The sequence below is a fragment of the Nostoc sp. PA-18-2419 genome, from assembly GCF_005869855.1.
Taxonomy (GTDB): Bacteria; Cyanobacteriota; Cyanobacteriia; order Cyanobacteriales; family Nostocaceae; genus Nostoc.
The window spans coordinates 114,986-141,785 of record NZ_SZNH01000022.1; the positions used below are offsets into that span (position 1 = coordinate 114,986).

Below are 26,800 nucleotides of genomic sequence, written 5' to 3' on the forward strand. Positions count from 1 at the left end.
GCAAATGAATCCTATCAGCAGCACAATGGTCAGTCTAATTCAAGAATACTTCTGCTGATCATCACAGTTGCATATGAGTTGCAATTGAATATTTAATGAGCATAATATGTTTACCGTAAGTAAAAAGGCATGACTTATATAGTATAACGATTAGAAAATTCTACTAATTAGACATGAATGGATGAAGTTGATCAATATTAGTTGATAACTTAAGCTGTTGTTTTAGGTGAATAGATATGACTTATAATTTGACATACGAAGAATCAATTCAATGGATACGGAATCAGTCAGAACATAAGGAATTAGTCAAATTTTGTTATCTTGATACAGATAATCTGGCAGCAGCAAAACGTTTCTCTTTAAGTGAGGAATTTATTGAAGTTGCAAACCTTTTGAAATTAAATAACTCACCTCATAAATTAAAAATACTTGATTTAGGCTGTGGCAATGGAATTGCATCTTATGCCTTTGCTTCTCTAGGACATGATGTTTCATCCGTAGATCCTCACCTTAGCGAAGATGTTGGATTAGGAGCAACTGCAAGACTCGCATCTACAATCAAAAATGGCTCAATAGAAACCTTCCAGGCATTTGCTGAGTTACTACCTTTTCCAGATTCGACATTTGATATTGTCTATGTTCGTCAGGCATTGCATCACTTTTATTCATTACCAAAAGGACTAGCTGAATGTTCGAGAGTTCTCAAACCAAAAGGTCTATTACTTGCAACTAGAGAACACGTTGTTGATAATGATAAACAGCTAAAAATTTTCTTAGAAAATCATATTTTTCATAGAATAAATGGTGGAGAAAATGCTTATACTTTAAATGTTTATATTTCAAATTTTAAAAATTCAGGGTTTAAAATTCTTAAAAATTTTACTGCTTTTAGTACAGTAATCAATCATTTTCCTACATCTAATATAGAATTGATGGATTATTTATTTCAACCATTAAAAAAGATATTAGGTAAAAAAATTGCCTCAGTTATTATCAAATTTTATCCCATTGAAATTCTCTATCGATATCTGTTATCTTACTTTTATAAATATCCAGGTAGATTATATTCCTTCCTTTGTATCAAAGAAAAAAATAGCTAAATGCATTGCGGCCGCGAACGTCCCCGCTACAACACTGATAATTCTAAACGCGCTCGCTTTCATCATCCATATCAGCAGGCTAAATCTCTCAAATCGTTGTAGTTGCTGAGTTAAATATTCTAGAACATTCCACTACAACGCAGCAAAGAGTTCCCACAACTGCTTAGCGTATCATCCGATGGGAAATTAAGCTTTTCCTAACGGTGTATAAAAATACGAATTTAAGCCCCAAGATAGTGTGTGCCTTGCAGCTAAAGAATTTAAGCTTGAGGTATAGTTTGGGAAAATACTTATGAATAAGGAAACAGTTCCTAATCAAGCTGAAAAAATGAATCCAGAAAGTGATCCATCAGAATTAAGTCCAGAGGTACTTGACAAAATCAAACACCCTCCTTCAATAGACGATGTGATTCGCGAGCAATCACCACAAGAACGCAGAAATAACCCAGCTTTAGTACCCGAAACACTCGATCAACCAATTGATGAATTGAGCGACTTTAGCCAAGAGTAGCGATGCATATCTAGAGGTTTATTTGCGAATTGCCATTTAGATTCCTAGGTTCTGAACTTCGGGGCGTCTCACCCGCCTATAACCAAGGGCGGATAAGATGTCCAACCCAATATTGTCGTAGCTCGTGTTTTCCGGAATACTACAATTGTATAAATGTTCACCTATGCGCTAGCAAATGCAATAGTCGCTACAACCATCGCTAGTGCTGCACCCGACTCAATACTCAAAATCTTTGAAGCCTTGCATTAACGCTCTAGAAACTGCCAAGGTCGATCTTATAAGAAAAGCTGTTCCACATTTAACAAAGCATATATGATGTTGGCTGTTGACCGCTGACGGTTGACTTGTTAACAGTGAGTTCTCAACGAATTTCCCAAGTGATTATGCAATCAGTATGCTCGAATAATCGTCATTGCAACCGTAGGGAAGCAATCCTGAAAATTTTGTAATTGCGTCGTTTCACTCACTTAGGAGATACAGCAGATTGCAAGTAAGTGAGGTGCACAATCCAAGACTGATTTATCAGATATAAAGAGTTTCCACCTCCTGCCTCAAAACCCGTAACTTTGTACTTCATGCGAATGAAAACTGCTGTATTACGACTGATTTATCGAACATCATAATAAGTTGACACCTGTGCATAACTAGCTGTAAATTCCTATAGGGAATTGTGCTTCAAATAGATGATAAAGATTAGAAATTCCCACTTCTCAATATTTAGTAGCTTTGTAATCATTAATTGATAATTTTTATGAATTAAATGCATAGATGACATTATGATGCAACTATTTTGCAATTTTTTAAAAGAATAAGAATACTCAAAAACTTTTGATATTTTTTCTCAACAAACTGGTATTGTTTAGATCGACCTGAATCTAACTTGAAAAAGGTAGTAAGGAATAGGGAGATGGGGAAGTATGAACAGATGCCCTCCCAATCCCTCAGATAGACGTTATATCTACGGTGGTGTTAATGAGGATTGATATTTTACCCAAGGTTTACAGAATAAAATCACTAAGCGTTTTACCTTTTATACTCAGTTTAATATTGGTTTTGTTCATTGGCAGCCAAACTATAGCTGTACCAACAAAATCTACAGAGATATTATGGGATACACACGGTATACCGCATATCTACGGTAAAGATGACCAGAGTGCATTTTATGCCTTTGGTTGGGCACAAATGCAAAGTCATGGAGATTTGCTTTTGCGTCTCTACGGTCAAGCACGAGGACGGGCAGCCGAATACTGGGGAAAAGAATATTTAGACTCAGACCGTTGGGTACTAACTATGGGAGTACCGGAACGCGCTCGTAATTGGTATAAGGCACAGAATCCAACTTTTCGCAAGTATCTAGATGCTTTTGCAACTGGGATCAATACTTATGCTTCTCAAAATCCGAAGTTGATTGACGATCGCGTTAAGGCAGTGCTACCAGTCAACGGAGAAGATGTCATAGCTCACTTACATCGAGTACTCAATTTCACCTTTGTAGTCGATCCGGAGTCAGTAGCTAACTTAAACAAGCAAAAGTCGCCAGTAGGATCTAATGGTTGGGCGATCGCACCAACTCATTCGGCTGGCGGGCACGCGATGTTATTAGCAAATCCCCATCTACCTTGGTCAGATTTATTTTTGTGGTACGAAGCTCAAATCACTACACCAGGAATTGATGCTTATGGAGCAACACTTGTGGGTGTTCCCGTATTGGCGATCGCTTTTAATAATAACTTAGGCTGGACTCATACCGTTAATACCTATGATGGTTGGGACTTGTATGCACTCACACTCGCAGATAATGGCTACCGCTTTGATGGCAAAGTTGAGAAATTCCTGGTCAAAACCTTATCATTAAAGGTGAAGCAGGAAGATGGCTCTTTGCAAGAACAACGATTAGTAGTCAAAAGTTCTGTCCACGGACCTGTGGTAGTCGAGAAAGATGGTCAAACCTTAGCACTAAGAGTTGCCGGTCTTGATAGACCAGGTGTACTCCAGCAGTGGTGGGATATGGCACGAGCAAAAAACCTCAGCCAGTTTGAAACCGCACTCAAGCGCTTGCAACTATCGATGTTTACGGTGATGTATGCCGATAGAGAAGGCAATATTATGCACCTATTCAACGGGCAAGTTCCGGTACGTTCTCAAGGAGATTTTGCATATTGGCAAGGCATCATTCCTGGCGATACATCTAAAACTTTATGGACAAAAATCCATCCATACAAAGATTTACCACGCATCGTCGATCCTAAGAGTGGTTGGTTGCAAAATACTAACGATCCACCTTGGACAACTACATTTCCAACTGCGATCAAAGCAGATAATTACCCATCTTATATGGCACCTCGTTTCATGGATTTCCGCTCGCAACGTTCTGTGAGAATGTTGGCTGAGGATAACAAAATCTCTTTTGACGAAATGATTGCATACAAGCACTCGACGCGGATGGAAATGGCCGATCGCCTTTTGGATGATTTAATTCCTGCTGCCCGCAAGTACGGTAAGAATTTAGGAAAAAAAGCAGCAAGTGTTCTGGAAACTTGGGATCGGCAAGCCAATGCAGATAGTCGAGGAGCGGTATTATTTGCCTTTTGGGTTCACGAGCTGAACTTAAATAAGACATTTAGTCAACCTTGGAATGAAAACTCCCCACGCACCACACCTGATGGTTTAGCTCAGCCAGAAAGTGCAGTTGCAACACTCGAAGCAGTAGCAGCACAGATAGAAAAGACCTATGGAGCTATGGATGTGGCATGGGGAGATGTTTTTCGGCTACGTTATGGCAATCAAGATTTACCTGCCAATGGTGGTGCAGATCCCCTTGGTATCTTCCGAAACGTCTTTTCATCACCGCAATCAGATGGCAAGTTTAAATCCGAGGGTGGCGATTCCTATGTTGCGGCAATCGAATTTTCTAACCCTGTACGAGCAATGGCACTCACCACCTACGGCAACGCAACTCAACCCGGCTCGCCCCACATTGGCGATCAGTTAAACATGTTTGCCAATAAAAAATTGCGTCCTGTGTGGCGCGATCGCTCGGATATCCTTGCCCATCTAGAAGCCCGAAAAGTATTCTAGTAAGTTCTACTGATACCATACTGACTAGTAAAAATAATTCGTAATTGGGGATTTCCAGAAAATAAATTATCCCTCTTGTGGGGTGGGCATCTTGCCCCCCCTGAATATATAGCGTTTCCTAATCTGCTGATGTACTAAGTGCACCACTAATAAAATTGGGCAATCTCAGCGCTACTCTGCGTTTTCCTCTGCGATCCTCTGCGTTTCAAAACATTAGTTCTGTACCTCACTTAACTGGGAATTGCTATAGGACGGATGAGAACACCCATCCCATAAGAAAATTTGGGATATTTTTTATTTGTCAGTCCCTAAATTCTTAAATCTTTGCAGCTAGGTTATGGGCTTCTACAATAAATTACGAATTACTAATTAATAGTCAACCCTCATCATTCAACATTGATTAAAGCGAGTATCTAGTAAAATAACTTAGCAACTCAGCAAGCAAAAGGTTCAGTGTCATGGCTCAAGCTAGTATTGGAATTATCGGTGGCAGTGGTCTGTATAAAATGGATGCACTCAAAGATGTCGAAGAGGTGCAAGTTGAGACTCCCTTTGGTTCTCCATCTGATGCTTTGATTCTAGGGACTTTGGAGAAGACGCGGGTAGCTTTTTTAGCGCGTCATGGTCGCAATCACACGCTTTTACCTTCTGAGTTACCGTTTCGGGCTAATATCTATGCGATGAAGCAATTAGGTGTGGAGTATTTAATTTCCGCTAGTGCTGTGGGTTCCTTAAAAGCAGAGGCCAAACCATTAGATATGGTAGTGCCAGATCAGTTTATTGACAGAACAAAAAATCGAATTTCAACATTTTTCGGTGAAGGAATTGTGGCTCACATTGCCTTTGGCGAGCCGATTTGCCAGAACTTAGCTGGTATATTGGCAGATGCGATCGCTTCTCTCAATTTACCAGAAGTCACTCTCCATCGTGGCGGTACTTATGTGTGCATGGAAGGGCCAGCTTTTTCCACGAAGGCAGAATCGAATCTTTACCGCAGTTGGGGTGCAACAATCATTGGGATGACTAATTTACCAGAGGCAAAGTTAGCTAGGGAAGCGGAAATTGCCTATGCAACTTTAGCGCTGGTGACAGATTACGATTGTTGGTATGCAGAGCATGACACTGTGACGGTAGACATAGTGATTAGCAATTTGCTGCGGAATGCGGTCAATGCTCAAAGGGTGATTCAAGAAACTGTGCGGCAGTTGAGTGAAAATCCACCACCGAGTGAGGCGCATTCGGCGTTGCAATATGCGATTTTGACTCAATTGGATAAAGCGCCAGCGGCGACGAAAGAAAAATTGGGGTTATTGTTGCGGAAGTATTTGTAATATTAAGAATTTAGAATTTATCAGACTTGGAAGTCCTAATTTCATAATTTACCCCGTTTGCTGTTACTGATGCGGCTGCTGTAGAACGTATTCAGTCTTGGGCTGTTACAGCACGACGGGCAAAACCTCAATCTGTGGAGACCGCGAAGTTTCGCAATATGATGTGATAAATTAAATTAGAGCTTGTCACTAAACAACCTTACTATTTCTATTTAGAAATGCTTTTTCAATAAGCTTTTTAGATGGCAAATTGTAAAAGCTGTTTCTTTACAGGCTGTCAATGACTTGTTTTGTCCACACCTTCAGGGCAAATAGAAAAAGCAAATTAGCACAACATAGCATCAAAATTTTTTCTTCTGGACTGCATAATATTGATTTGCTCACACCCATAGATATATGAAGTCAAGTTCTATTTTGTCTGATCAATGTGTTTCTTATTTTAAATATATTCATCCAACTCAGCTATGAACGTTTGTGTTTCTCAGATTAAATGTAGTAAATCAAAGTAAAAAATCTGATTATACCTACTTTTAAAATTGTTAGTCTTTATTGATATGAAACTTTAGTTAACACTATTTTCCAAGGATAAAAATTATGTCTGCTCTACGAATATGACTCTCACACAAACAAAGATAACTACATACTTTACAGATTGTGATTCAAGCTCATTCAAAATTTATTTAACATCAGTAATAAATATCAAGTGCATTTGCAAATATTGAACTGGTAAAAACAAATATGAAATGGCCAAAAACTCATTCATCCATCTATACTTCTCTAGCACCAAACTCACACTCTGGATTATCATATAGACCCTTCACTAGCCAACCCCCAAAAGCATCAGTTGCACCTGATACACAGACAGATATAGAAAATCATGCTTTTAAACAGCAGCAAATGGAGGCAACTAAACTAGAGATACAGGCGAAGTATGGCACGATTACCCCCGAAGGACAGGAACACCTACAGCTATTACAAGCCAAGATGGATGCATTTTGGGCAGGGCGAAAAACCCCTCCTGGTCATAATATTGCGAATATTCCAATTCATAGACCAGATACAGCACCAATTCAGACAAAGTTGACTGTTGGGCTACCAGGAGATAAGTTTAAGCAAGAAGCAGATAAAATAGCACATCAGTCAAAAAGCCAGCAACTTCAGCTGCAACCACAGCCGTTAACAGGTCAACCACCTCAGATTCAGCAGCGCATCGGCTCTGGTACAATACAGCGCAAACAACTCAATTCAAATGATATCCTCAAAGCTCTCAGTTCTATTTCATTCGTCAAAAACAAGCTCAAACAAACACAGCATCTACGTCGTGATAATCGGGACACGGCTGACAACGTAGAAACTATGCGTCAGCATGTAGAGAAGGTACTCGCCCAGTATGACACCAACCTTAAGGGCAACGACAGCACAGTTAACCAAGCTATATCAGTTGCTGTTGTGTTGGAAGGCGTAGCCAGAGTAATTGCTGTGAACGAACTCAACGACCCCGCCCTCACTCCTGAGCTGACCATGAAGCTGATGGAGCTGTACCGAACCGAGATCGAGTCCAAGCTCAAGAAAATGGATCGTCAGCAAGATGTACTCAAATTAGCTACAGCTCTAACTGCTGACGACCCAGTTAGCCTCTACATGCACAACGAATTGCGTCTTGATGCGGCTGCTATACGAGTGCGAATGATGGCACGTTCTGCTGGCAAGGAGCCAAAGGATTTCTTAGATTTACTGCGTCAGCGCTTTGAAATCGAAATGGCTACCTACCAGAAAGATGATGTAAAAAATCGACAGGACATGGGAAATACAGCAGGAAATTTCAATGTCAAGGAGGCCACAGGTGAGATATCGGTAGCTTATCTCGAAAAGCTTTTCCCTGGCGGTATCGCTCAGTGGGTTCAGCCACCAAGCGGCGAGCGCAATACGCTTAATTTTACAGCTGATGCCACTCAGAAGTTGGACGCTCTAGAGGCTGCTGTCATCAAAACCAATCTTCGTGACTATGATCCCAATACACGCAATTGGAGGCGACAAGGGGGTGAGGATCAGAAACTTACTAGTAAGCAAAGCGCTCATTTGAATGAAATTGAGCAACAGGAAGAAGAATTAAGGCTTAATTGGAGTGATGACCCAGTTATCACCAGACTAAAATCTCTGTTCCAGCTTGATGACAATAGTGCTACCAACTTGGTTGCACAAATCAAAAGTGGACTACAAGACCTGCCTATTACCCTCACAGTTAGAGGAGCCGAATGGTTTGATCAAGGCGACCCGAGTAGCACAATTTATCAGCCGGGTTCGTCACGCACGAATACCGCAGACTACTATAATCTCTTAAAGAAGAAAAGAAAAAAATCCTCTCAGCCAAGCCACCTAGATTCAATTAATTATTTGGGTGATTATAATGACACCACTGGACAAGAGCGAGGAAATAATTACGGTCGGTTCCGCAACTGGAAAGATCAAAGAATGACTGGTAATTTAGGCTTTTCTGATACCGAACTGCCATCGTTTGCTGCCGTCAATATGAACTGGTTAGCCCACAGTACTAGTCAACCTACGCAAGGGTCTTTTGGAATGAATAATGCAGCTGAGTACGGCAAGAACTCCTACGGCGACACCCACTTTGTACTCAGACAGGGAAATATCGCTGAGCGGTTGGTTTACACTGCTACAGATCACGGCAAGCCACGGCGAGACATCTACTTAGCCTTCTGTGACTTTCTACTAGGCAACGACGCAGCACAAAGTCAAACTGGGATGAAAGCAACTAAAAAGGATGTCGTAGTTCGACATGTCGTAAATTCGTTAATTACCCAGAAGCGAGTAAGTTCAGACGTACAGTGTTTTGAGGTGCAGATATTTGGAGAACTTGACATCAGTAAGGACGTAGAGAAAATTTCTGTAGCACCGTCAGTAGGAGCGAATGTGCAGAACAATATCAATACATTTTGCACTATGCATGGTATCACCTTCGAGGCCATTGCTCAGCCAACCGAGGATGTGGAACATCAAAGGTGGTTCACTCCCAATCCGCTTACAGGGTCGGGATTGGAAATGCTCAATCAGCTCCAGAACGCGCTAGCAGCTAGTCAACTCCCGCAAACGTCTTGAGTTCGACTGTCTTAAAACTTAGTTGTTCATAGCGGTGGCTATCTGCTTCAAAGCCATGCCAATCAGCCGTAGGTATTAGGTGGCATTTTCTTTAGAGAACTCCACAAAAAAGATGATCCAGTAGCTATTCTGGTTGAGCGAAAATTTCCACAAACCATTTTTTTAGATGGGGAAGACGGGAAATCTGTGCTTCAACTTTGTCTATCGCTTCTGCTGTGAGTGTAACTCGAGTGGAGTAAACTTTATCTACCAATGTCACAAGTGGATTTTTCCCCTTAAATGTGAGAGTTTTGGCAAAATTCAATACTGTCTCAACAGTGTCAAGTAAACTACCATTCCAATGCTGTTCTAGCCAACCAAAGCAACAAGTCGTGTTTGATGCCAGAGCAATATCTTTGGTTTGTTGTAAAGCAAGGTTTAATAATTTGTTACTTTTGTCCTGGAATTTACTGAGATAATTGTATATAAAGATTTAGAAAATTTGGAAATTTCTTAATCATGGAACCGAAATTAGAAGATATCTCAAACAGTTCTAAGCGCCGTCAAATTCTTCAAACTGCTCTCACCTTTGTGACTGGCTTAACCACAACATCACTGTTATCATTTTTAATGACCAAATCTACAAAAAAAGCACAAGCAATTGTTGTGCAACGACCGAATAAGTTTGAACTTAAAGGCAAAGGTACCGAGATTAAATATTCTATCCTCAACGAAATTCCACAGCTTGATTACAGAACTGAAAATACTTCCACTCATTTTAGTGGCGATGAAATTAAGACATTAACTACTGATATTGGCACGCTTATTATAATCATTCTCAGCAAGCCAAATCCAGAACTGGGAGGAAATATAGTTAGATTGAGCTTTCTGTTACCCACTATTAATCTACCGATTGGTGATCAAAAAACTACTGTCCAAACTCAGGCAATTCTTACTACCGAAAAAACATCAGGATTGATCCGAAGACCAATATTTGGACAATTTCAATCATACGAAACTTTCGCACTCAACGGAACTGCTCTCTTGGGCTAGATTTACACCAAATGAGCCTTGGAGTTTAGCAAAGAGAGTCCATATACAGGCACTCAAAACTACTCAACCAGACCGCTAATCTTACACTCCTGATTACACTCAGTTAATAACTAATCCCAGAATTTCAGCTACTGTAACCTAATACCATACTCTAAATGATTTTTTTGTCAATATTCTTATCCGTGGAACAGCTTACGTTATTTTAAAGTATTTATACTAGATTTGAGGAAAGTATGACCAAGCTAATCTTAATTACAGGGATAAGTCAAGGTTTAGGTTATGCCATGACTGAAGGTTTTATTCAAGAAGGGCATACAGTGATTGGTTGCGCCCGTTCATCAGATGCTATTGAGAAACTACGCCAGAAGTTTAGTGCCCGCAACGATTTTACATGTGTAGACGTAGCAAATGAATTGCAAGTAGAAAAATGGGCAAAACACGTACTCAACAAATATCAATTGCCAGATATAGTAATAAATAACGCAGCAATTGTTAATTATCCAGCACCTTTGTGGGAGATACCATCTGAAGAATTTTCTAAATTAATTGATATCAATATTAAAGGAGTAATGAATATAATTCGCCATTTTGTGCCACCAATGGTGAAAAAAAAGCATGGTATTATTATCAACTTTAGTTCTGGTTGGGGACGGTCTACTTCACCCCAAGTTGCACCATACTGTGCTTCCAAGTGGGCAATAGAAGGATTAACTCGTTCTCTAGCACAAGAATTGCCGACTGGTATGGCAGCTATCCCACTCAACCCAGGGATTATTCATACAGATATGCTCTCTATTAGCTTTGGGGAAGAAGCTGCTAATTATACGCCTGTGTCCGATTGGGTATTAAAAGCTGTTCCATTTATTCTCAAGTTGAAAGCCAAAGATAATGGAGTTCCCTTAACTGTTCCAATATAAGATTTTTTGGAGTAGAGAAGGGTTGAGCTGGGGCGCGATATCCGGGTTAATAATTTCTGTAGATGAGCAGCATTTTAATTAACGATAATCCTACCAAAGGTATATTATTCCATAGATAAAAATGCGACTTGTCACTAATAACTTATCCCTGAACCAGATACTCTCCTCAATGATTTTTGTGAGCAGTGGGGTCAACTAACCGATAAAATTGGTTCGGCTTGCTTGTGGGAGGAAAAGGATTTCCAGCTGTTGATGTTACCTCCAACCCTGTACCTTCTCCATTAGCATCAATGAGTTCGTACTGTCCACTTACGGGTGTGCGTTCACCTGGACTATAGCTCAAAGATTCAGGCGAAGAAGTTAACTCATTAGACTTATAGTGCTGTAATGTCCCAGCATTGTAGGTTAGATAAAATCGACTCCTAATTTCAAAACCTGGAAGATACCCTCCAAGATAAGGTATTTCTGACAACTCGCTGAACGTCCCTTTGATTTCTGAAATTGGTTTGAGTAATTTTTGGTTATTCTGACTCCAAATGATGATTTGTGTATCTAGCAATTCTTGAAATTCTAAAGCGTGTAGCGTTGCTTCATCTTGTTGGGCTTGGCTATCTACAACAATTAATAAATTCAGAGTCAACAAAAGTATTGTTTGTATTTCTACTAAATTATTATTAGAGATAACTTGCGTAGAATATTCATCTACATGAAAACCAAACTGAGATTTAAAATGTGAAAATTCTGTGGAGAGCAATTGCTGATTGAGATATGGTAGCAATCCGGTATCTGAGTCTAAGAGTATCTGACGAACGATTGGTAATTTTGTCATAAGTGGTTTACAACTTTTGAATTAAAAGCTTTTAAACTAATAATCTCACTTTAGATAGCAGCAAGTACATCCATCAAATGGACTTGATTGTCTCAATCGCTTTACTGATTTACAAAAAGATATCTTTCGTGCTGTGGGTGTGCGTGCATTCCCTAATGTCAGCTTCTAATACCATGCTGTCAAAGATAGTAGTATTCTGCCATTGCGACTGGAGCAGACTGCAAGGAGGCAATTTCAGCAGATCCAAACTACTACAACTGTGCAAAAGCCACACCAAGGCAGCGGCAATTTGATATTTCTGAGTCTGGACAGTCCTTTACTAATATTTAGAGCAGTTTTCATTCATTTGCATGAAGTACAAAGTTACGGGTTTTGAGGCAGGGGGCAGTTCTTGCTGGAGGCAGGAGGTAGAAACTCTTTTTCTATGATGAATCAGTCCTGGATTTTGTACCTCACTTAGTTGCAATCTGCTATAACCTTCTTGTGTCACTCTCCGAAAACATTTGTCATTTGTGAATTCTAGAGCTTTTATATACTAAGCGATCGCAGGATTTTTTCTAATAACAAATGCAAGACCTATTTTTTCCTAATAATAAAGCTTGTATTGACCGACTGATAAATCTTTTAGAGATTGTCTGCTCAGAAAGTGACAGAAGAGGGATAATTAGGTCAACATTGAAAAAAGTCAGATAGAATCTTTACGAGCTCGCTGTAATTTACATTAATTACTCAAGAATCAATATCAATACAAATCACTGTAACGTATGGATTGATCAGTGATTCAGGTACATCAATTGTTAATTCTCCTAAAGGATTAGAATTGAGCATAGAATCTATAATTGCACAGCGACTTGTGTAGGTTAGTGCTGTGCCATTAGCAAGAGCAAACACCGATTTTACTTGTTTGATTGGTATACCCCTAACTGATATTGTTTCGTAAGGTTTCATTAATAGGTGTAGATAAATGCGATTACCTCCGGCACGCGAAGCGCGATCGCCCTTACGAGTTGAGGGGCCATAAAATTGCCACGGTTCTAATCCTGGGGTTGTATCAAGTATACTTTCAGAATGAACAGACATCCAATCTGCTATATCTTTGAGACGCTCTAACTGCTCAGCGGGGATTTGTCCATTACCCATTGGACTAACATTAAGCAAGAGGTTGCCTCCTTTGCCTGCTACTTCGCAAAGGGTATGAATCAATTGACGAGAGGATTTGAAGTTGCAATCATCTGAATTATATCCCCAACTTTCATTAATAGTCAGACAGGTTTCCCAAGGACGATCAGGTGGGTGAGGAGGAATAAACTGCTCAGGAGTTTCAAAGTCTCCACAATTGGGTAAGCGATCGTTAATGAGAATATTCGGTTGTAAATCACGAATCATTTTTGCTAATTTTTGAGGCTGCCATTGCTCTGGAGTGCGTTCCCAACTTCCGTCAAACCAAATGATATCGATTTGACCATAGTTGGTCAATAATTCTCGTATCTGATTGAACATAAATTGGATATATCGCTCCCATTGTTGCGCTGTAGGTTGAGGTAGTTGATCAAAGCGATAAGGTTTATCTGCTTCTGTAAAAGCCGGATAGTCAGGATGATGCCAGTCACTAAGCGAAAAATAAAGACCAATACGCAACCCTACAGAGCGCATAGCTGTGATAAATTCACCTACAATATCTTTTTTGTAAGGTGCAGATGCAATTGAAAAGTTTGATTCTTGGGTATGGAATAAGGCAAAACCATTATGATGCTTGGCTGTTAATATGGCATATTTCATTCCTAGACTTTTTGCTAAATCTGCCCACTCTTGAGGATTGTATTGTTGTGGATTGAAAGTATTTGCTGTGTAGTGATATTTCTCAACTGGAATATCTTTGCAAAAAGGCAGACTAAATACACCCCCAACTAAGGGCCAAGATAACTCACATCCTTGTTGAGAACTATGTCCCCAATGAATAAATATCCCCAATCGAGCTCTATCAAACCAGTTATTCATTATGGTAAAATTTAACAATAATTCTGCTTTATTCGGAGAAATAGCTCCTGAGAGCATTTTAGTATATATACAGATTTTGGTTGTTATTATTTATTGCTGAAGTTAAAATGCCATCGTTATAAAGCGTAGACATTTCACATTTAATTAGGTTGATCTGCTTATTAGTTAGCGATCGTGCCTTTTCCCCAGTTGAAATGACTAATTTATTGGCTTGCTACTTTCACTGAGGCGTTGGGCTATTATAGTTATAGTTTTCGTCCAAGCTAAAAGCGACGTGAATTCCTGGTGATTGAATATCCGTATCTAGAATTAAAACATGGTATCCTGCACAAGCGATCGCAGTTGCAATATTCGCAGTCACATTAAATTTACCAGATAGCATTTAGACTACGAGCAGATATATTAGTCTTTGTGTGAGTATACCTCTTTATCTACTCATATATGAATATGTTTATTACTTTTTATCTCAGCAATTAGGTACTTAGAAAGAGACTTAACAGAGCGTTTTTATGCTATTAAATAAATATCAGTTTACTCTAAAAAGACCACCTGGTAACTTTGGTAAGTTATTAATTTTTAGCTAACTAGGAATTTCAAAGAATGGAAAATACATTATTCGATCAAACGTTTCGTGACAGCGAGGGCAAAATTGTTATAGCTCAGCCGCCAAACCCACCAATTATTCTTTGGGCAGTAGCTAGTTTATTAACTCTAGTTTTTACAAGTGGCAAAATCAATGTAGTCTTAGACGTAGTGGCAAATGGCTCCATATTTACTTGGGCGTGGCTGGAATTATTTCAAGGCGTTAATTATTTTCGCAGAGCATTAGGTCTTGCTGTATTTATTGCGATTATCGTGTCAAAAATTTAGTTACTTTCTACAGAAGTCTCTGACTTAATCTGTACCCAGATGAACGATGAGATGAATAGCGAGTAGTTACAAACAAAGCTGTGACAATAAAATTAATCTCACTAAATGTACTAGTAAGATTATAAACTGAAATACTCAGTGTAGTCCTATTAAGGGATCGCCTCAACTCAAAAACCATGTTCTACAATGGATATCTGGGGTAGTCAAAAGTTGGACATTGGATAATAATTCAAGTTGCAGGCTATGGAATACAAATTTACTAGCGAATGCGATCGCTTGAATCCATAATTAGCAACTTGGATTATTAGTAATTAAAATTTATTGCAAAATTAAATAAAAATCATTACATTCAGTAGTGAAACACCTATATCCAACATCCAAAATCCGAAGCTGACTATGGTGTTGGGAACTTTTTTTTTAAGGATTTACCTCCTTTAATATCTAGTACTTGTGCTAACTCAGTTGTATTAAATGACTTAACCAGACTCAAACCAAGAGATTTACTAGAAATGCTTTGAGTGTAGCTGGCGTTGAGATAAGGAATGTATTGTGACTTTCCTGCAACATAAGTTTGGAAGAAAGGTAAACTTAGAACATTCATGTAACGACGCGCTTGGGAAGCATCACCAATCATTTCAGCGGGTAATGGTACTTGCTGATTTGCAGGGCTAGCATTACCAATGGTGGAAAAATGAGTAGCACCTATAAGCATGACAAGATACTTTGATGAATTCGCCAACCAAGAAAAAGGTAAAATTTGCTCGGATAAAGCTGGCGCAACAGTATCATCACTACTACTGACAATCATCACCGGAGTTTTTATTTGATTTAAGCCACTTTGGCCAAAAATAGAACTGGTAATTGGATTAACCGCGATCACTGCTTTGACTCTCTTATCCCGCAAGTTATAATCTTTGCCAGAGTTATTAATATTTAATTCCAAAGCGCGACACTGGAGCAGTAAAGACATATTCCAGGTTTTTTCTAGTCTTGCTAGTTGACAGTCTTGTTTTAACTGCTTAAAGTTAATTTTAGCGCCTGCCAAGGCTAAGGCTGTGTAGCCTCCCAAAGATTGACCAAATACACCAACGTCTTGCACATTTAAGCGATTTTTAAACCGTAAATCAGATTGGTTAGCTTTTTCCAATTGATTTAGGATGTATGTAATATCTAAAGGTCGGTCTTTAAATTCACTTGCTTGTGATAGTTCATTGGTGTGTTTATTCAATAGGGAGCGTAATTGTTTTGTATCGCTACCAGGATGATTGGGAACAGCTACAGTAAATCCGTATGAAGCTAAATGAGTGGCTAAATATTGAAAGTTGCTGCTATCTAAACCCAAGCCATGAGAAATTACAATTACAGGTGTAGATGTTTGAATTTTGGGAATATAGACATCAGTTAATAAAAGTCGATTGCGTGTTGAATCAAAAAACTTCAAGGTATATTTTTGTGACTTAAACTTTCCTGGAACTTGTAAATTAGGTAGTTGTGATAAATTGGGTTGTTGGATAGCAGTAGCTTCTATTTTTGACTTTTGGGAAACTGCTGCGATCGCTCGATGCGTTTGATTAACAAGTTTATCCAGTTCTGTAGCTATTCCCAAAGTCTGGGCTACATCCAGGTGAATATTGGTACTAGGATATTTACGCAATACATTTAAAAATGTTAAGCCTTCCGGTTCACCAGAGGCTAAAATTAGCGCTGACCGCAAAGCATCAAATCCTGGTTCAGGCTGATCAGATTTGGTTTTAATCACTTGCGCCAATCGATGCAGTAAAAATTCTCCTTGAGGTGTGTAGAGAAGTTGTGAAACTACTGCTGGACTAACTTTCACTCGATTGAGTAAAATCCGTCGCAATTCTTGAAGCTTTTCAACAGGTAAATATTGTTGATATGCTGCTAAATCACCATCAGTTACACCTGTTTTGGCGTAGTTTTCTAAAGCTGTCACTGAAATCGAAAGCTCTAGAGCCGAATAAGATGCATAAATACGCTCTGCTGCCAAGACAGAATTATTAATTCCAAACGTTGGCAGCACCATTGAAAGAACCAGCAATAGGGAATTTTTTCTCAGGGTGCTGGCCCAATTACCAAACAAACTATTCATCGCTCAACTGTTTCGGTGGTCTGGTTTTGTCACGTGTTGGCTTTGGTAGTTATTCGGGCACCCTGCTTATTTAACTAAAAATTATTAGCCTCAATTTTTTGGAAAAAGAATTCATAATTTATAATTCAGAATTCAGGATGATTTATGTATGAGTTGCAGATAGCGCAGCAGTAGCGAGTCCACGAGCATCTGAACAAATTGGTTTAAAACCTATACAAAATCATTCATTTGATAGTCAACAATAAACTAGTGCACTGTGGCATAGTTTGCCTATCTTTAATAAGGGGCTGAAGCCTCTTATCTATCTAGCTAATTGAGATGGTAGCTAGATTTCACCGTTATGTACTAGTGTATTTTTAATCATTACTGATTGATGATGACTGTTGAATTCTGACTTCGTAATTCTTTTTCAAACATTTTTGTGGCTATAAGTTTAACAAGTTAGATCGCTACAGAGTCAAACTTGTGGGTAAAGTATCGATTTAACAAAAGAATGACTTCAGTAGTTTGCCTTCACTAGAAAATCATAACAAATCAAAAAATACTCTGCCTCAGTATTAATGTTGTAACTTTGAATATGCCACAATTTTGCTAGATAAAAATATTGAAGCTTTGAAAAATAATTCTTATTTATTAGAATAAATATTCTAAGTAAAATTGTGGATTAATCTGAGTAAAAGACTTCTAATTAAAAAAATATCATATTCTAAAAGTGTAAGAGCTTATACATCTATAAATGTATAAATAATTTTGAGTAATTTACCGCAATAAATTACTCAAGTATGATTACTATTGAAAATTGACTAATTTTCTGTTGATTTTTTACATTTAGAATTCTGAGTTTTTCAATTAGTTTTTCCCAAGGCGATCGCCACTGAACCCATGACTACTAAAGCTGCTCCTAATATTCCTAGAAGAGTCAAGCGTTCTGATGGGATAAAACCAGGTGCGATCGCTGATACAACGGCAACTGATATTAATGTCACAATCGGAGCTAAAGCTAATACTGCACTCACTCGTGATGCTTCCCAATGTTCTAATGATTCAGCAAAAGCACCATAAGCAATTAGGGTATTTAAAGCACAGAAAATCAACATTCCTAAGTGCAAAGCATCAAGTGTAAAAATTGATTTTACTCTAGCTAAAGGAGTGAATAATAAAGCACAGCCTCCGTAAATAATTAGCATAATGCTCGCAGAAGACAAAAATTGTAATAATTGCTTTTGTGCCAAAGCATAAATAGCCCATGCTGCTGCCCCTAGCACAATCAAAAAACTACCAAGTAGATAGGTATTATGCGCTGTAATTAAATTTGTTAGCTGCTCTCTGAAGAATAAAAAATAACCGTAAGTCAGTACACTTACACCAATCCATTGATACAGCCGATAACGCTCTTGAAAAATTACTAAACCACCTAAACCTAATAAAAGGGCAGCTAATTGAATCAGAACTTCAGCATTAGCCGGTGATGTTAATGCTAAACCTTGCATGAATAAGAAGTAATTAATTCCTAAGAAAAGTGTAGCGATCGCTAATAACTTTCCTGAATTAGAACGCAATTGTTCTAACTTCGGTAATTTACCACGTATTCCTAAATATATAAAAAGTAGTACAAATGATACTAAAAAGCGAAACCAAATAACTGTATAAACATCAAGTACTTGTAGAGTTATTGTCAAAGTAATAGGTAAAATTCCCCATAATAAGACTGTTAATAGCGATAAAGCTAATCCTAAACGCCAGCGACCAGAACTTTGATGTAATGACATTTAAATATGCTTGCTAGAGTATGGCTGATAAGAAGCTCAAACATATCTATTTTACATATTTAAATTTTTTAAAACTCTTACTCTATAAGTATATTAGTCGCTATTTTAGCTAAATTATATGTATTAAAAATTACCTCTTTACCATTAATTTATTTTTCTTCTGTAGTCTTTTTATTTACAAAAAATTTTTAATGATTTTACGTAAACAATAAATTTCAGACTTTTTACCAAATGTATAATTTATTGCAGTATTATTTTATAGCAATAAATTATGGGGCTTATAGCCGTAATAGTATTGGTGCTGGTTTTAGCCAGTTTACCAATTTATTTACTACTCACCTCAAATGGTCGATGTTTACTCAAATTTCTGGTCACCAATATCGAGCAAGCAGTCCAAAGCTTAGCCTCTGACCTTAAATTACTGCATTTTAACCATCAGAAATTTTCGAGAGCAACTCCACCATTTAAATTAGCCGTTGACATCAAGCTTCAAAGGCAAAGATACAGAGCTGGCAAGCTTAAACCTCTGAAATCGAGTTCCAAAACTATAGTAATTGCTGCGATGATTACTGTAGCAGTAATAGCTGGAAATAGCGTATCAGCACAAATTACCGCATCGCCAGCTTCGCTCAAGAATGTGTCGGTTCCACAGCCTGACAATCTTGGAGACTTTGTCAAAGACAAAGTAGCTGCCATCAAGTTAGGAAAGGCTCTTTTTTGGGATATGCAGGTTGGTAGCGACGGTGTGACTTCCTGTGCTAGTTGTCACTTCCATGCTGGAGCCGACAATAGATCCAAAAATCAGATAGCTCCAGGGCTTTTACGGGTTAACGCTGATGGTACACAGAATCCCGATACAGTTTTTGATATTGGTGGTTTACCTAACTACCAACTCAAGCCAGAGGATTTTCCTTTTCATAAGCTATCAGACCCTAATAATCCTGCCAGCGTTATATCGGATCGCAACGATGTCAGTTCTTCTCAAGGGGTGACTAATAATAAGTTTGTTGATGTCATACCAGGTAGTGCACAAGACCAAGTAAAAACTGAGCCAGATCCGGTGTTTAACGTCGGCGGCATAAATGTGCGCCGCGTTCAGGCTCGTAACACCCCAAGTGTGATTAATGCAGCATTTAACTTCCGCAACTTCTGGGACGGGAGGGCGCAGAATACCTTTAATGGGGTGAATCCTTTTGGTTTGAGAGACCCCAATGCTTCTGTTGTCAAGGCAGAAACTCCAAATCAGCTCAAGTTTGTGAAAGTCAGCTTGAATAATTCGTCTTTAGCTTCTCAAGCGGTCGGTCCACCACTCAGTTCCTTTGAGGTTTCTGCTGATGGTCGGACTTTTCAAGAAATTGGTGATAAGTTCGGGCGAATTAACAGAACATCTTTAAGCGCTGGTAGGGGTAAAAAGCTGCCGCGAAAACTAGGTAAAAAGTTATTCCCCCTGAGACCTCTAGGCCAACAGGTTGTGCATCCACAAGACAGCGTTTTGGGTAGAGATAGTAGATGGCCTAAACCAGGACTCAGAGATAGAACTTACGATCAGATGATTAAAGATGCTTTCAAGCCTGAGTGGTGGAGATCTTATCGACTGATCCAAGTTGATTCTGAAGGTAGACGAACTTTTGTCACAAAGCCCGATCGCTCCTTGGAGACTAATGAGTACACATTGATGGAGTACAACTTCTCGCTATTCTTCGGGTTGGCAATTCAGTTGTATGAGTCTACACTCATTGCCAATGATACGCCCTACGATCGCTTCTTGGAAGGTAACACCACTGCTCTCACCCAACAGCAGCAACTAGGTAAACAACTCTTTGAGGGCAAAGCTTTGTGCATCGGTTGTCACATTGGCTCGGAATTAACCGCTGCTTCAGTGACCAATGTGAAAAAAGAAGGACGCATCAAACGTGCGCCGTTCCCTCCAAACGGTCCTGAAGATACTGGCTTTTTTAAGATTGGTGTTAGACCGACCACGGACGACCTCGGCTTGGGTGGTAATGACGGTTTGTTTGGTAACGGCCAAGGTAATCCGCTCTCAGAAGCACGAGTCGCTCAGTTGGCGAAATTTCAAGTTCTCCTTGGTGAAAACCCCCCCACCCTCAGTCCACCGTTGAACCCTAGTGAAACTGTGTTTGCAGACGGAGCTTTCAAGGCACCTGGGCTACGTAACGTGGAACTCACTGCTCCCTACTTCCACAATGGAGGTCAGGCAACTTTAGAGCAAGTGATTGATTTTTATAATCGCGGTGGTGACTTTGGAGTTCTTCCCCCCCTGAATCTCTCACCTGAAGAAAAGCAGCAATTAGTCGTCTTTTTAAAGGGACTAACTGATGACCGAGTTAGGTATGAGAAAGCGCCTTTTGACCACCCACAATTGTTTGTCCCCAACGGACATCCGGGTAACTCTACACACGTTACCGACGACGGTACTGGCAAAGCCACAGATAGTCTATTAGAAATTCCTGCTGTTGGTAGGAATGGTGGTAGTGCTATCCGAAATTTTCTAAATTAATACCATTTGACGAAACAGTTAATACTTGGAGTTTAGGCTAACCCATGACAAAATGACTCAGCAGTATTCAATACTTCTTGGTTAAGAATTAAGCAGTATTGAGAATTTATAAAAAACCTCAATGGCGATCGCACTCTATTTCACTTTACTCTTAGTCGATAGTGAGGAGCGATCGCCTAAATTTTCGGTATGTACTAGTTTCTCTTATAATATGTATATATTTAAGGATATTTAATATTTTTTAAATTCCTACTCTATCTATATTTCAAGCACCAGTAATCCTATAAATGAAAGTTATATAGATTTAGCAAATTTTATTTTTTACAAAAAGAATTAGCAGCAAAATCAGATAAATTTAATTAATATATAAAATCTTATTTTTTCCTCAATTAAATTATAATAGTGTGACTTTTTATTCACTTAAAAATAGTAATCAATTTATGTAAACAATAAGTTTCAAGCTGATTACTCAAATGTATAATTTCTCGCAGTTTTAATTTACAACCAACAACTATGGGGATTATACCCGTAATAGTCTTGGTGCTAGTTTTGACTAGCTTACCAATTTACTTACTACTGACCTCAAGAAATCTTAAGCCCCAAAGGCAAACAGACAAAGCTGGCAAGCTTAAACCTCTGAAATCGAGTTCCAAAACTGTAGTAATTGCTGCCATGATTACCGCAGCAGTAATAGCTGGAAATAGCGTATCAGCACAGATTACCGCATCGCCAGCTTCGCTTAAGAATGTCTCGGTTCCACAGCCTGACAATCTTGGAGACTTCGTAAAAGATAAAGTAGCCGCCATCAAGTTAGGAAAGGCTCTTTTTTGGGATATGCAAGTTGGTAGCGACGGCGTAACTTCCTGTGCTAGTTGTCACTTCCATGCTGGAGCCGACAATAGATCCAAAAATCAGATAGCTCCTGGGCTTTTGCGGGTTAACGCTGATGGTACAGAAAATCCTGATACAGTTTTTGATGTCGGTGGTTTACCTAACTACCAACTCAAGCCAGAAGATTTTCCTTTTCACAAGCTATCAGACCCGAATAATCCTGCTAGTGTTACCTCTGACCGTAACGATGTCACTTCCTCCCAGGGGGTCTTCAATACGAAGTTTATTGATGTCATACCTGGTAGCGCACAAGACCAAGTAATAAATGAGCCAGATCCGGTGTTTAACGTTGGAGGCGTAAATGTGCGCCGCGTTGAACCCCGTAACACGCCAACTGTAATTAATGCAGTATTTAACTTTCGCAACTTCTGGGACGGAAGGGCACAAGAAATCTTTAATGGGGTGAATCCCTTTGGTTTAAGAGATCCTAATGCCTCTGTTGTCAAGGCACAAACCCCAAATCAGCCAGAATTTGTGAAAGTTAGCTTGAATCATTCGTCTTTAGCTTCCCAAGCGGTCGGTCCACCATTGAGTTCCTTCGAGACCTCTGCTGATGGTCGCACCTTTGAAGAAATTGGTGATAAGTTTGGGCGAATTGACAGAAAATCTCGCAGTGCTGCTAGGGGTAAAAAGCTCCCTCGAAAACTAGGCAAAAAGTTATCTCGCCTTAAACCACTAGGTAAACAGGTTGTACACCCACAAGACAGCGTTTTAGGTGCAGATAGTAGATGGCCTAAACCAGGACTCAAAGACAGAACTTACGATCGGCTGATTAAAGATGCTTTCAACCCTGAGTGGTGGAAGTCTAATCAACTGATCCAAGTTGATAGCGAAGGTAGAAGGACTTTTGTCAACAAGCCTGATAACTCATCTGAAACCGATGAGTATACACAAATTGAGTACAACTTCTCGCTATTCTTTGGGCTTGCAGTTCAGTTGTACGAGTCTACACTCATTGCCGATGATACCCCCTACGATCGCTTTTTGGAAGGTAAGACCACTGCCCTAACCGAGCAGCAACAACGAGGCAAACAACTCTTTGAGGGCAAAGCTGGCTGTATTGGTTGTCACGGTGGACTAGAACTCACTATTGCCTCCGTTAGCAGCGTAGAGCAGCAACGGCTAGGAACGATAAACATTGGTACTCAAAGATTCGTCTTTGACAATGGCTTCTTGAATATTGGCGTTAGACCGACCCTAGAAGACACTGGTGTTGGTGGTCAAGACCCATTTGGTAATCCGCTTTCTGAATCGCGGGTCGCTGCTTTGGGTAAATTCCCACTACTTCTCGGTTCAAACCCCAATATTACAATTACCTCCAATGACATAATAGTTGCAGATGGAAGCTTTAAGACACCTGCGCTACGTAATGTAGAACTCACTGCCCCTTACTTCCATAATGGTGGCTACTTAACTTTGGAGCAAGTGGTGGACTTCTACAACCGTGGTGGAGATTTCCGCCAGCAAAGCGCTATCGCTCCCTTGGGACTGACTCAGACTGAAAAGGATGACTTAGTGGCTTTCTTAAAAGGACTCACTGATCGGCGAGTTGTCCAAGAGAAAGCACCCTTCGATCATCCGCAACTGTTTGTCCCCAACGGACATCCGGGTAACTCTACACACGTTACTGACGACGGTACTGGCAAAGCCACAGATAGTCTATTAGAAATTCCTGCTGTTGGTAGGAATGGTGGTAGTGCTATCCGAAATTTTCTAAATTAATACATTGAAGACTCTTAAAACCGTCCTGCCTGCAAAGATTAGGGCGGTTTTTACGTGGTGCGAACGCACTCTTGGTTGAGTGGTGGCGATCACTCACAGAATTAATCGAGATGGCTAGTTTAGGTATAACAATCAGGTCAAGCCGTTAACTTAACTTAGTTACCTAGATTTCCCAAATAGCGATCGCAATTGACCAATGACCAATAACTAATGCTACTAAAAAAGTTGCGCCCCAACACGATACCCATTGGGTAAAGGAAAAATCAACAAGGGGCTCAAGCCCCTCGTTTTAACGCATGCAGGTGGGTTTTGTTTATCAGAGGCGGTTAGAAATCGCCCTTTGAAATTTGATTTGGAATTTTGAATTGTTTATGATTCATCTAAGCGCCGTTGCCATTCAGCTTCCATTTGTGCAGAACGTTCAACTTCCTGTTCTAGTAAGTCAGTTTCGGTCGAGTACACTAAGTCTTCATTGCCAATGACTTTTTCTTTTGCAAACTGATGGGCAAAGTCAAGCTTTTGCTGCAAAGAACTATCCGCACTTGCTAATAGCCTAGCGCGAGAAAGGCGATCGCGGTTGCGTGCAGCAATTTTTTGATTGCGCCACTGAATCCAAAAATAACGCAATACAGGTATACCCAAAAAACCGACTCCGTAAGCCAACAGCAGCCAATAAATTCCTTGGACAAAAGCTACTAGTCCGCCTAATTGAGCAGCAGCCGTACCATCTCTCAATAAACTTCCCAGTACTAAGGCACCAACAAAATTGACTATACCCAAGCCAGCACTGAGCATAATTTGTCCTGAACCTGCGGCACTAAAGCGCCAGGGAAATTCTTCTAAGTAAACTGATATCGAACGACGGCGCTTTTTAGCTGCACTTACCTGCAACTCTGGGAAGTAATATATAATTTGCCCTTGGTCACTGACAGATGGTTGTCCATTAAATCGCGTCAGAACAGGCAGCATATAATCTTCGTAATCTCTTTTATATCCCTCGCCAATGTCATCAAGATACGGAGAAATTTGTTCGGCTACGACTGCACCTCGGTTACTCCGAATCACTGTAGCAATTTCTTGCCAGCGACGTTCTTCTAAGTTGGCGTTAGGATTACCATCACCAAATAAAAACGAAAACACAGCTTCAAAGAAATTCAAATCGCTTTGTTCTCGTCTTTCATATCGCCGTTGCTGGTGGTTGGTATTATAATCTGGGCTAAAATACCAGAATAAATCTGGGAAAAAGAAGAACCCACCACCGAAATTACTGCCCCGATTATCGCTATCACGGTCTGAATTGGCAGCGGTAATGATAATAATAATGGTAATAGTTATCAGGGCGATGGAAACAGTTAATAAAATTCCAAAAGAAATACGAATTAGGTAAAACAGAACACTCCAGACTTTTTTCCACCATTCCTGCAATTGTAATTGGAAGTATTTATTACGTAAAATTGAGCGAAAATTTTTCGGAAATAGGTAAACAATATCACCCGAATCTGCTACTTGTAAATGTCCGCCAGCATCAGATGCTAGGGCTAACAACCCTTGATTAGCTTCAGCGACGTTCAATCCTGCCTGAATTGCCACATCACCAACGGTGACACGGTAACCCAGTTGTTCCACTGCTTGCATGATGGTGGGATTGAGAGTCATTCCTCTCCCCTCCTGCGAAAATATATTCTTCTTTTTTAAGTATAAAGTTTTATTTTCAACGACTTGTCAATGGCTGAAATAAACTCACAAATTAACTTGACACATAATATGTTAAGATAGTTTACCTTGGTTTGATTAACCAGCAAGTTTTCTGTCTAAATATGGTTCAGTACACTCTCGCTCAAAGTCCAGAAATTATCCTCACTGTTTCTGGAAAAGATTCAGCCAAAGCCCGTGACAAAGCGATGGATCAGTTGATGGAACTGATGGATGCAGGTAAGCTTCCTACGGAACTCGAAGAAGGGTTTGGTCCTCAACAATTAATAGAGGTTAAAGAACCAACTAATGATACTGCTAACAGTGAGGATACCATTACCCAAGCTGTTCAGATTCTGAGTAACTTAGCCACGCTCAAACTAAAAGTTCAAGAGTCACGAGCCGAAGCCTTGGAAATTCGCAAAGCAGTTGATGTTCTGTTCACGGACGAGTCAGTGAATGAAGAGGAAATTACTCGACTCAAGGAAGGCTTTAAAGTTCTAAAAAATTTTGCTCAAGCTAATGTGCGTTACCAAGAAGCACGAATTAAAGCAGAGGAAGCTCGGCTAATATTAGATCGAGCTCTTCATACACCTGACAAGTAATCCTTGAACAATGAATCTTCACTTTTCTAAATCTAAATGCAAAAAGACAGGCATAAAAGCCTGTCTCTTGCCTGACTGGGGCGCTAGGATTCGAACCTAGGGATGGCGGGACCAAAACCCGCTGCCTTACCACTTGGCTACGCCCCAACAACTTCACCCTACTTAATATAACAGTTAGTCATGGGTTAATGTCAAGTACTTTAATAGTTGATTTTAAATCGCCAGTCTTTACATGCACAGAATACATTACCCTAGCCCCTTTACTATTGAAAGCTGTATTTTAGATAACATTAAGCTTCTGTGTGGTTCGATATCCAAAAATTCGAATAATACGAAATACCCCATGAACTGCACTCATAAAGAACAATGAAAATTCTTTTCCCTACTCTCTACTTCCGATTTCTGATTTTTAACCTAGTCATTCACAATAAAATCTTACAACCAAGTATAAAAAACTAATACAGCAATTTCGAGGTAAATGAGGTACACATAGTATTGGTGCATCAAGACTTAAAATGAAAGCATACTCAATCGATTTACGAGAAAAAATAGTAAATACTTACGAAAAGGGTGGTACTTCAATAAGAAAGGTTGCCGTGCAATTTGGTGTAGCAAAAAGCTATGTGCAAAAGCTAATCCAACTTCATAGAGTGCAAGGACATCTAGAACCCAAAAAGCAAGGTGGAGCCATGAAGGGTAGGCTAGATGAT

18 protein-coding genes, 1 tRNA gene and 1 pseudogene are annotated in these 26,800 nt (G+C 39.6%); 12 read left to right on the plus strand and 8 right to left on the minus strand.

Annotation, left to right across the window (positions count from 1 at the left end; genetic code table 11):
• The first annotated feature begins 236 nt into the window (after positions 1-236).
• From FCR06_RS21435 to FCR06_RS21455, 5 genes are all read left to right on the plus strand, one after another.
• Positions 237-1,100, plus strand: coding sequence for a class I SAM-dependent methyltransferase (locus tag FCR06_RS21435; RefSeq protein ID WP_138503320.1), 864 nt, complete (start codon positions 237-239; stop codon positions 1,098-1,100).
• 292 nt (positions 1,101-1,392) lie between these two features.
• Complete coding sequence (locus FCR06_RS21440) at positions 1,393-1,611, plus strand: hypothetical protein (protein ID WP_138503322.1); 219 nt, start codon at positions 1,393-1,395, stop codon at positions 1,609-1,611.
• Between the two features lie 972 nt (positions 1,612-2,583).
• Positions 2,584-4,689, plus strand: coding sequence for an acylase (locus FCR06_RS21445; RefSeq protein WP_138503324.1), 2,106 nt, complete (start codon positions 2,584-2,586; stop codon positions 4,687-4,689).
• A gap of 458 nt (positions 4,690-5,147) precedes the next feature.
• Positions 5,148-6,020, plus strand: a complete 873-nt coding sequence (locus FCR06_RS21450; RefSeq protein WP_138503326.1) for an S-methyl-5'-thioadenosine phosphorylase — start codon at positions 5,148-5,150, stop codon at positions 6,018-6,020.
• Between the two features lie 738 nt (positions 6,021-6,758).
• Positions 6,759-9,137, plus strand: a complete 2,379-nt coding sequence (locus FCR06_RS21455) for a hypothetical protein (RefSeq protein WP_138503327.1) — start codon at positions 6,759-6,761, stop codon at positions 9,135-9,137.
• A gap of 124 nt (positions 9,138-9,261) precedes the next feature.
• On the opposite strand, the gene FCR06_RS21460 is transcribed toward FCR06_RS21455, so the two are convergent.
• Complete coding sequence (locus FCR06_RS21460) at positions 9,262-9,609, minus strand: ISAzo13-like element transposase-related protein (RefSeq protein ID WP_317616833.1); 348 nt, start codon at positions 9,607-9,609, stop codon at positions 9,262-9,264.
• Positions 9,610-9,635: 26 nt separating this feature from the next.
• On the opposite strand from FCR06_RS21460, the gene FCR06_RS21465 reads away from it, so the two are divergent.
• Positions 9,636-10,169: a hypothetical protein gene (locus FCR06_RS21465; protein ID WP_138503329.1), complete on the plus strand. Its 534-nt coding sequence runs from the start codon at positions 9,636-9,638 to the stop codon at positions 10,167-10,169.
• A gap of 233 nt (positions 10,170-10,402) precedes the next feature.
• The gene (locus FCR06_RS21470) at positions 10,403-11,086 is read left to right on the plus strand and encodes an SDR family oxidoreductase (protein ID WP_138503331.1); all 684 of its coding nucleotides are present in this window, start codon (positions 10,403-10,405) and stop codon (positions 11,084-11,086) included.
• Positions 11,087-11,252: 166 nt separating this feature from the next.
• On the opposite strand, the gene FCR06_RS21475 is transcribed toward FCR06_RS21470, so the two are convergent.
• The 3 genes from FCR06_RS21475 to FCR06_RS21485 form a co-directional block, all read right to left on the minus strand.
• Positions 11,253-11,915 (minus strand): hypothetical protein, encoded by a 663-nt coding sequence (locus tag FCR06_RS21475; protein ID WP_138503333.1) that lies wholly within the window; start codon positions 11,913-11,915, stop codon positions 11,253-11,255.
• Positions 11,916-12,644: 729 nt separating this feature from the next.
• Entirely contained in the window at positions 12,645-13,913 is a 1,269-nt protein-coding gene (locus FCR06_RS21480; protein ID WP_138503335.1) for an alpha-L-fucosidase, read from the minus strand.
• 220 nt (positions 13,914-14,133) lie between these two features.
• Positions 14,134-14,274, minus strand: a complete 141-nt coding sequence (locus tag FCR06_RS21485; RefSeq protein WP_317616832.1) for a hypothetical protein — start codon at positions 14,272-14,274, stop codon at positions 14,134-14,136.
• Positions 14,275-14,513: 239 nt separating this feature from the next.
• Between FCR06_RS21485 and FCR06_RS21490 the strand changes: the two genes are divergently transcribed.
• Positions 14,514-14,783, plus strand: a complete 270-nt coding sequence (locus FCR06_RS21490) for a hypothetical protein (RefSeq protein ID WP_138503337.1) — start codon at positions 14,514-14,516, stop codon at positions 14,781-14,783.
• A gap of 394 nt (positions 14,784-15,177) precedes the next feature.
• On the opposite strand, the gene FCR06_RS21495 is transcribed toward FCR06_RS21490, so the two are convergent.
• Positions 15,178-16,893 (minus strand): alpha/beta hydrolase, encoded by a 1,716-nt coding sequence (locus FCR06_RS21495; protein ID WP_138503339.1) that lies wholly within the window; start codon positions 16,891-16,893, stop codon positions 15,178-15,180.
• Between the two features lie 845 nt (positions 16,894-17,738).
• Entirely contained in the window at positions 17,739-18,662 is a 924-nt protein-coding gene (locus tag FCR06_RS21500; protein WP_138503341.1) for a DMT family transporter, read from the minus strand.
• Between the two features lie 271 nt (positions 18,663-18,933).
• Here FCR06_RS21500 and FCR06_RS21505 point away from each other — a divergent pair, with 271 nt between their 5' ends.
• The gene (locus tag FCR06_RS21505; protein ID WP_223280216.1) at positions 18,934-21,180 is read left to right on the plus strand and encodes a cytochrome-c peroxidase; all 2,247 of its coding nucleotides are present in this window, start codon (positions 18,934-18,936) and stop codon (positions 21,178-21,180) included.
• A 513-nt stretch (positions 21,181-21,693) separates the two neighbouring features.
• A complete protein-coding gene (locus tag FCR06_RS21510) occupies positions 21,694-23,793 on the plus strand; it encodes a cytochrome-c peroxidase (RefSeq protein WP_138503343.1) in 2,100 nt (699 codons plus the stop codon).
• 369 nt (positions 23,794-24,162) lie between these two features.
• On the opposite strand, the gene FCR06_RS21515 is transcribed toward FCR06_RS21510, so the two are convergent.
• On the minus strand, positions 24,163-25,449 hold the full coding sequence (locus FCR06_RS21515; protein WP_138503345.1) for a hypothetical protein: 1,287 nt from the start codon (positions 25,447-25,449) through the stop codon (positions 24,163-24,165).
• 161 nt (positions 25,450-25,610) lie between these two features.
• Between FCR06_RS21515 and FCR06_RS21520 the strand changes: the two genes are divergently transcribed.
• On the plus strand, positions 25,611-26,090 hold the full coding sequence (locus tag FCR06_RS21520) for a hypothetical protein (RefSeq protein ID WP_138503346.1): 480 nt from the start codon (positions 25,611-25,613) through the stop codon (positions 26,088-26,090).
• Positions 26,091-26,165: 75 nt separating this feature from the next.
• On the opposite strand, the gene FCR06_RS21525 is transcribed toward FCR06_RS21520, so the two are convergent.
• Positions 26,166-26,237, minus strand: a tRNA-Gln gene (locus FCR06_RS21525).
• A gap of 368 nt (positions 26,238-26,605) precedes the next feature.
• On the opposite strand from FCR06_RS21525, the pseudogene FCR06_RS21530 reads away from it, so the two are divergent.
• Positions 26,606-26,800 (plus strand): annotated as a pseudogene (locus FCR06_RS21530) (IS630 family transposase); the annotation flags it as partial.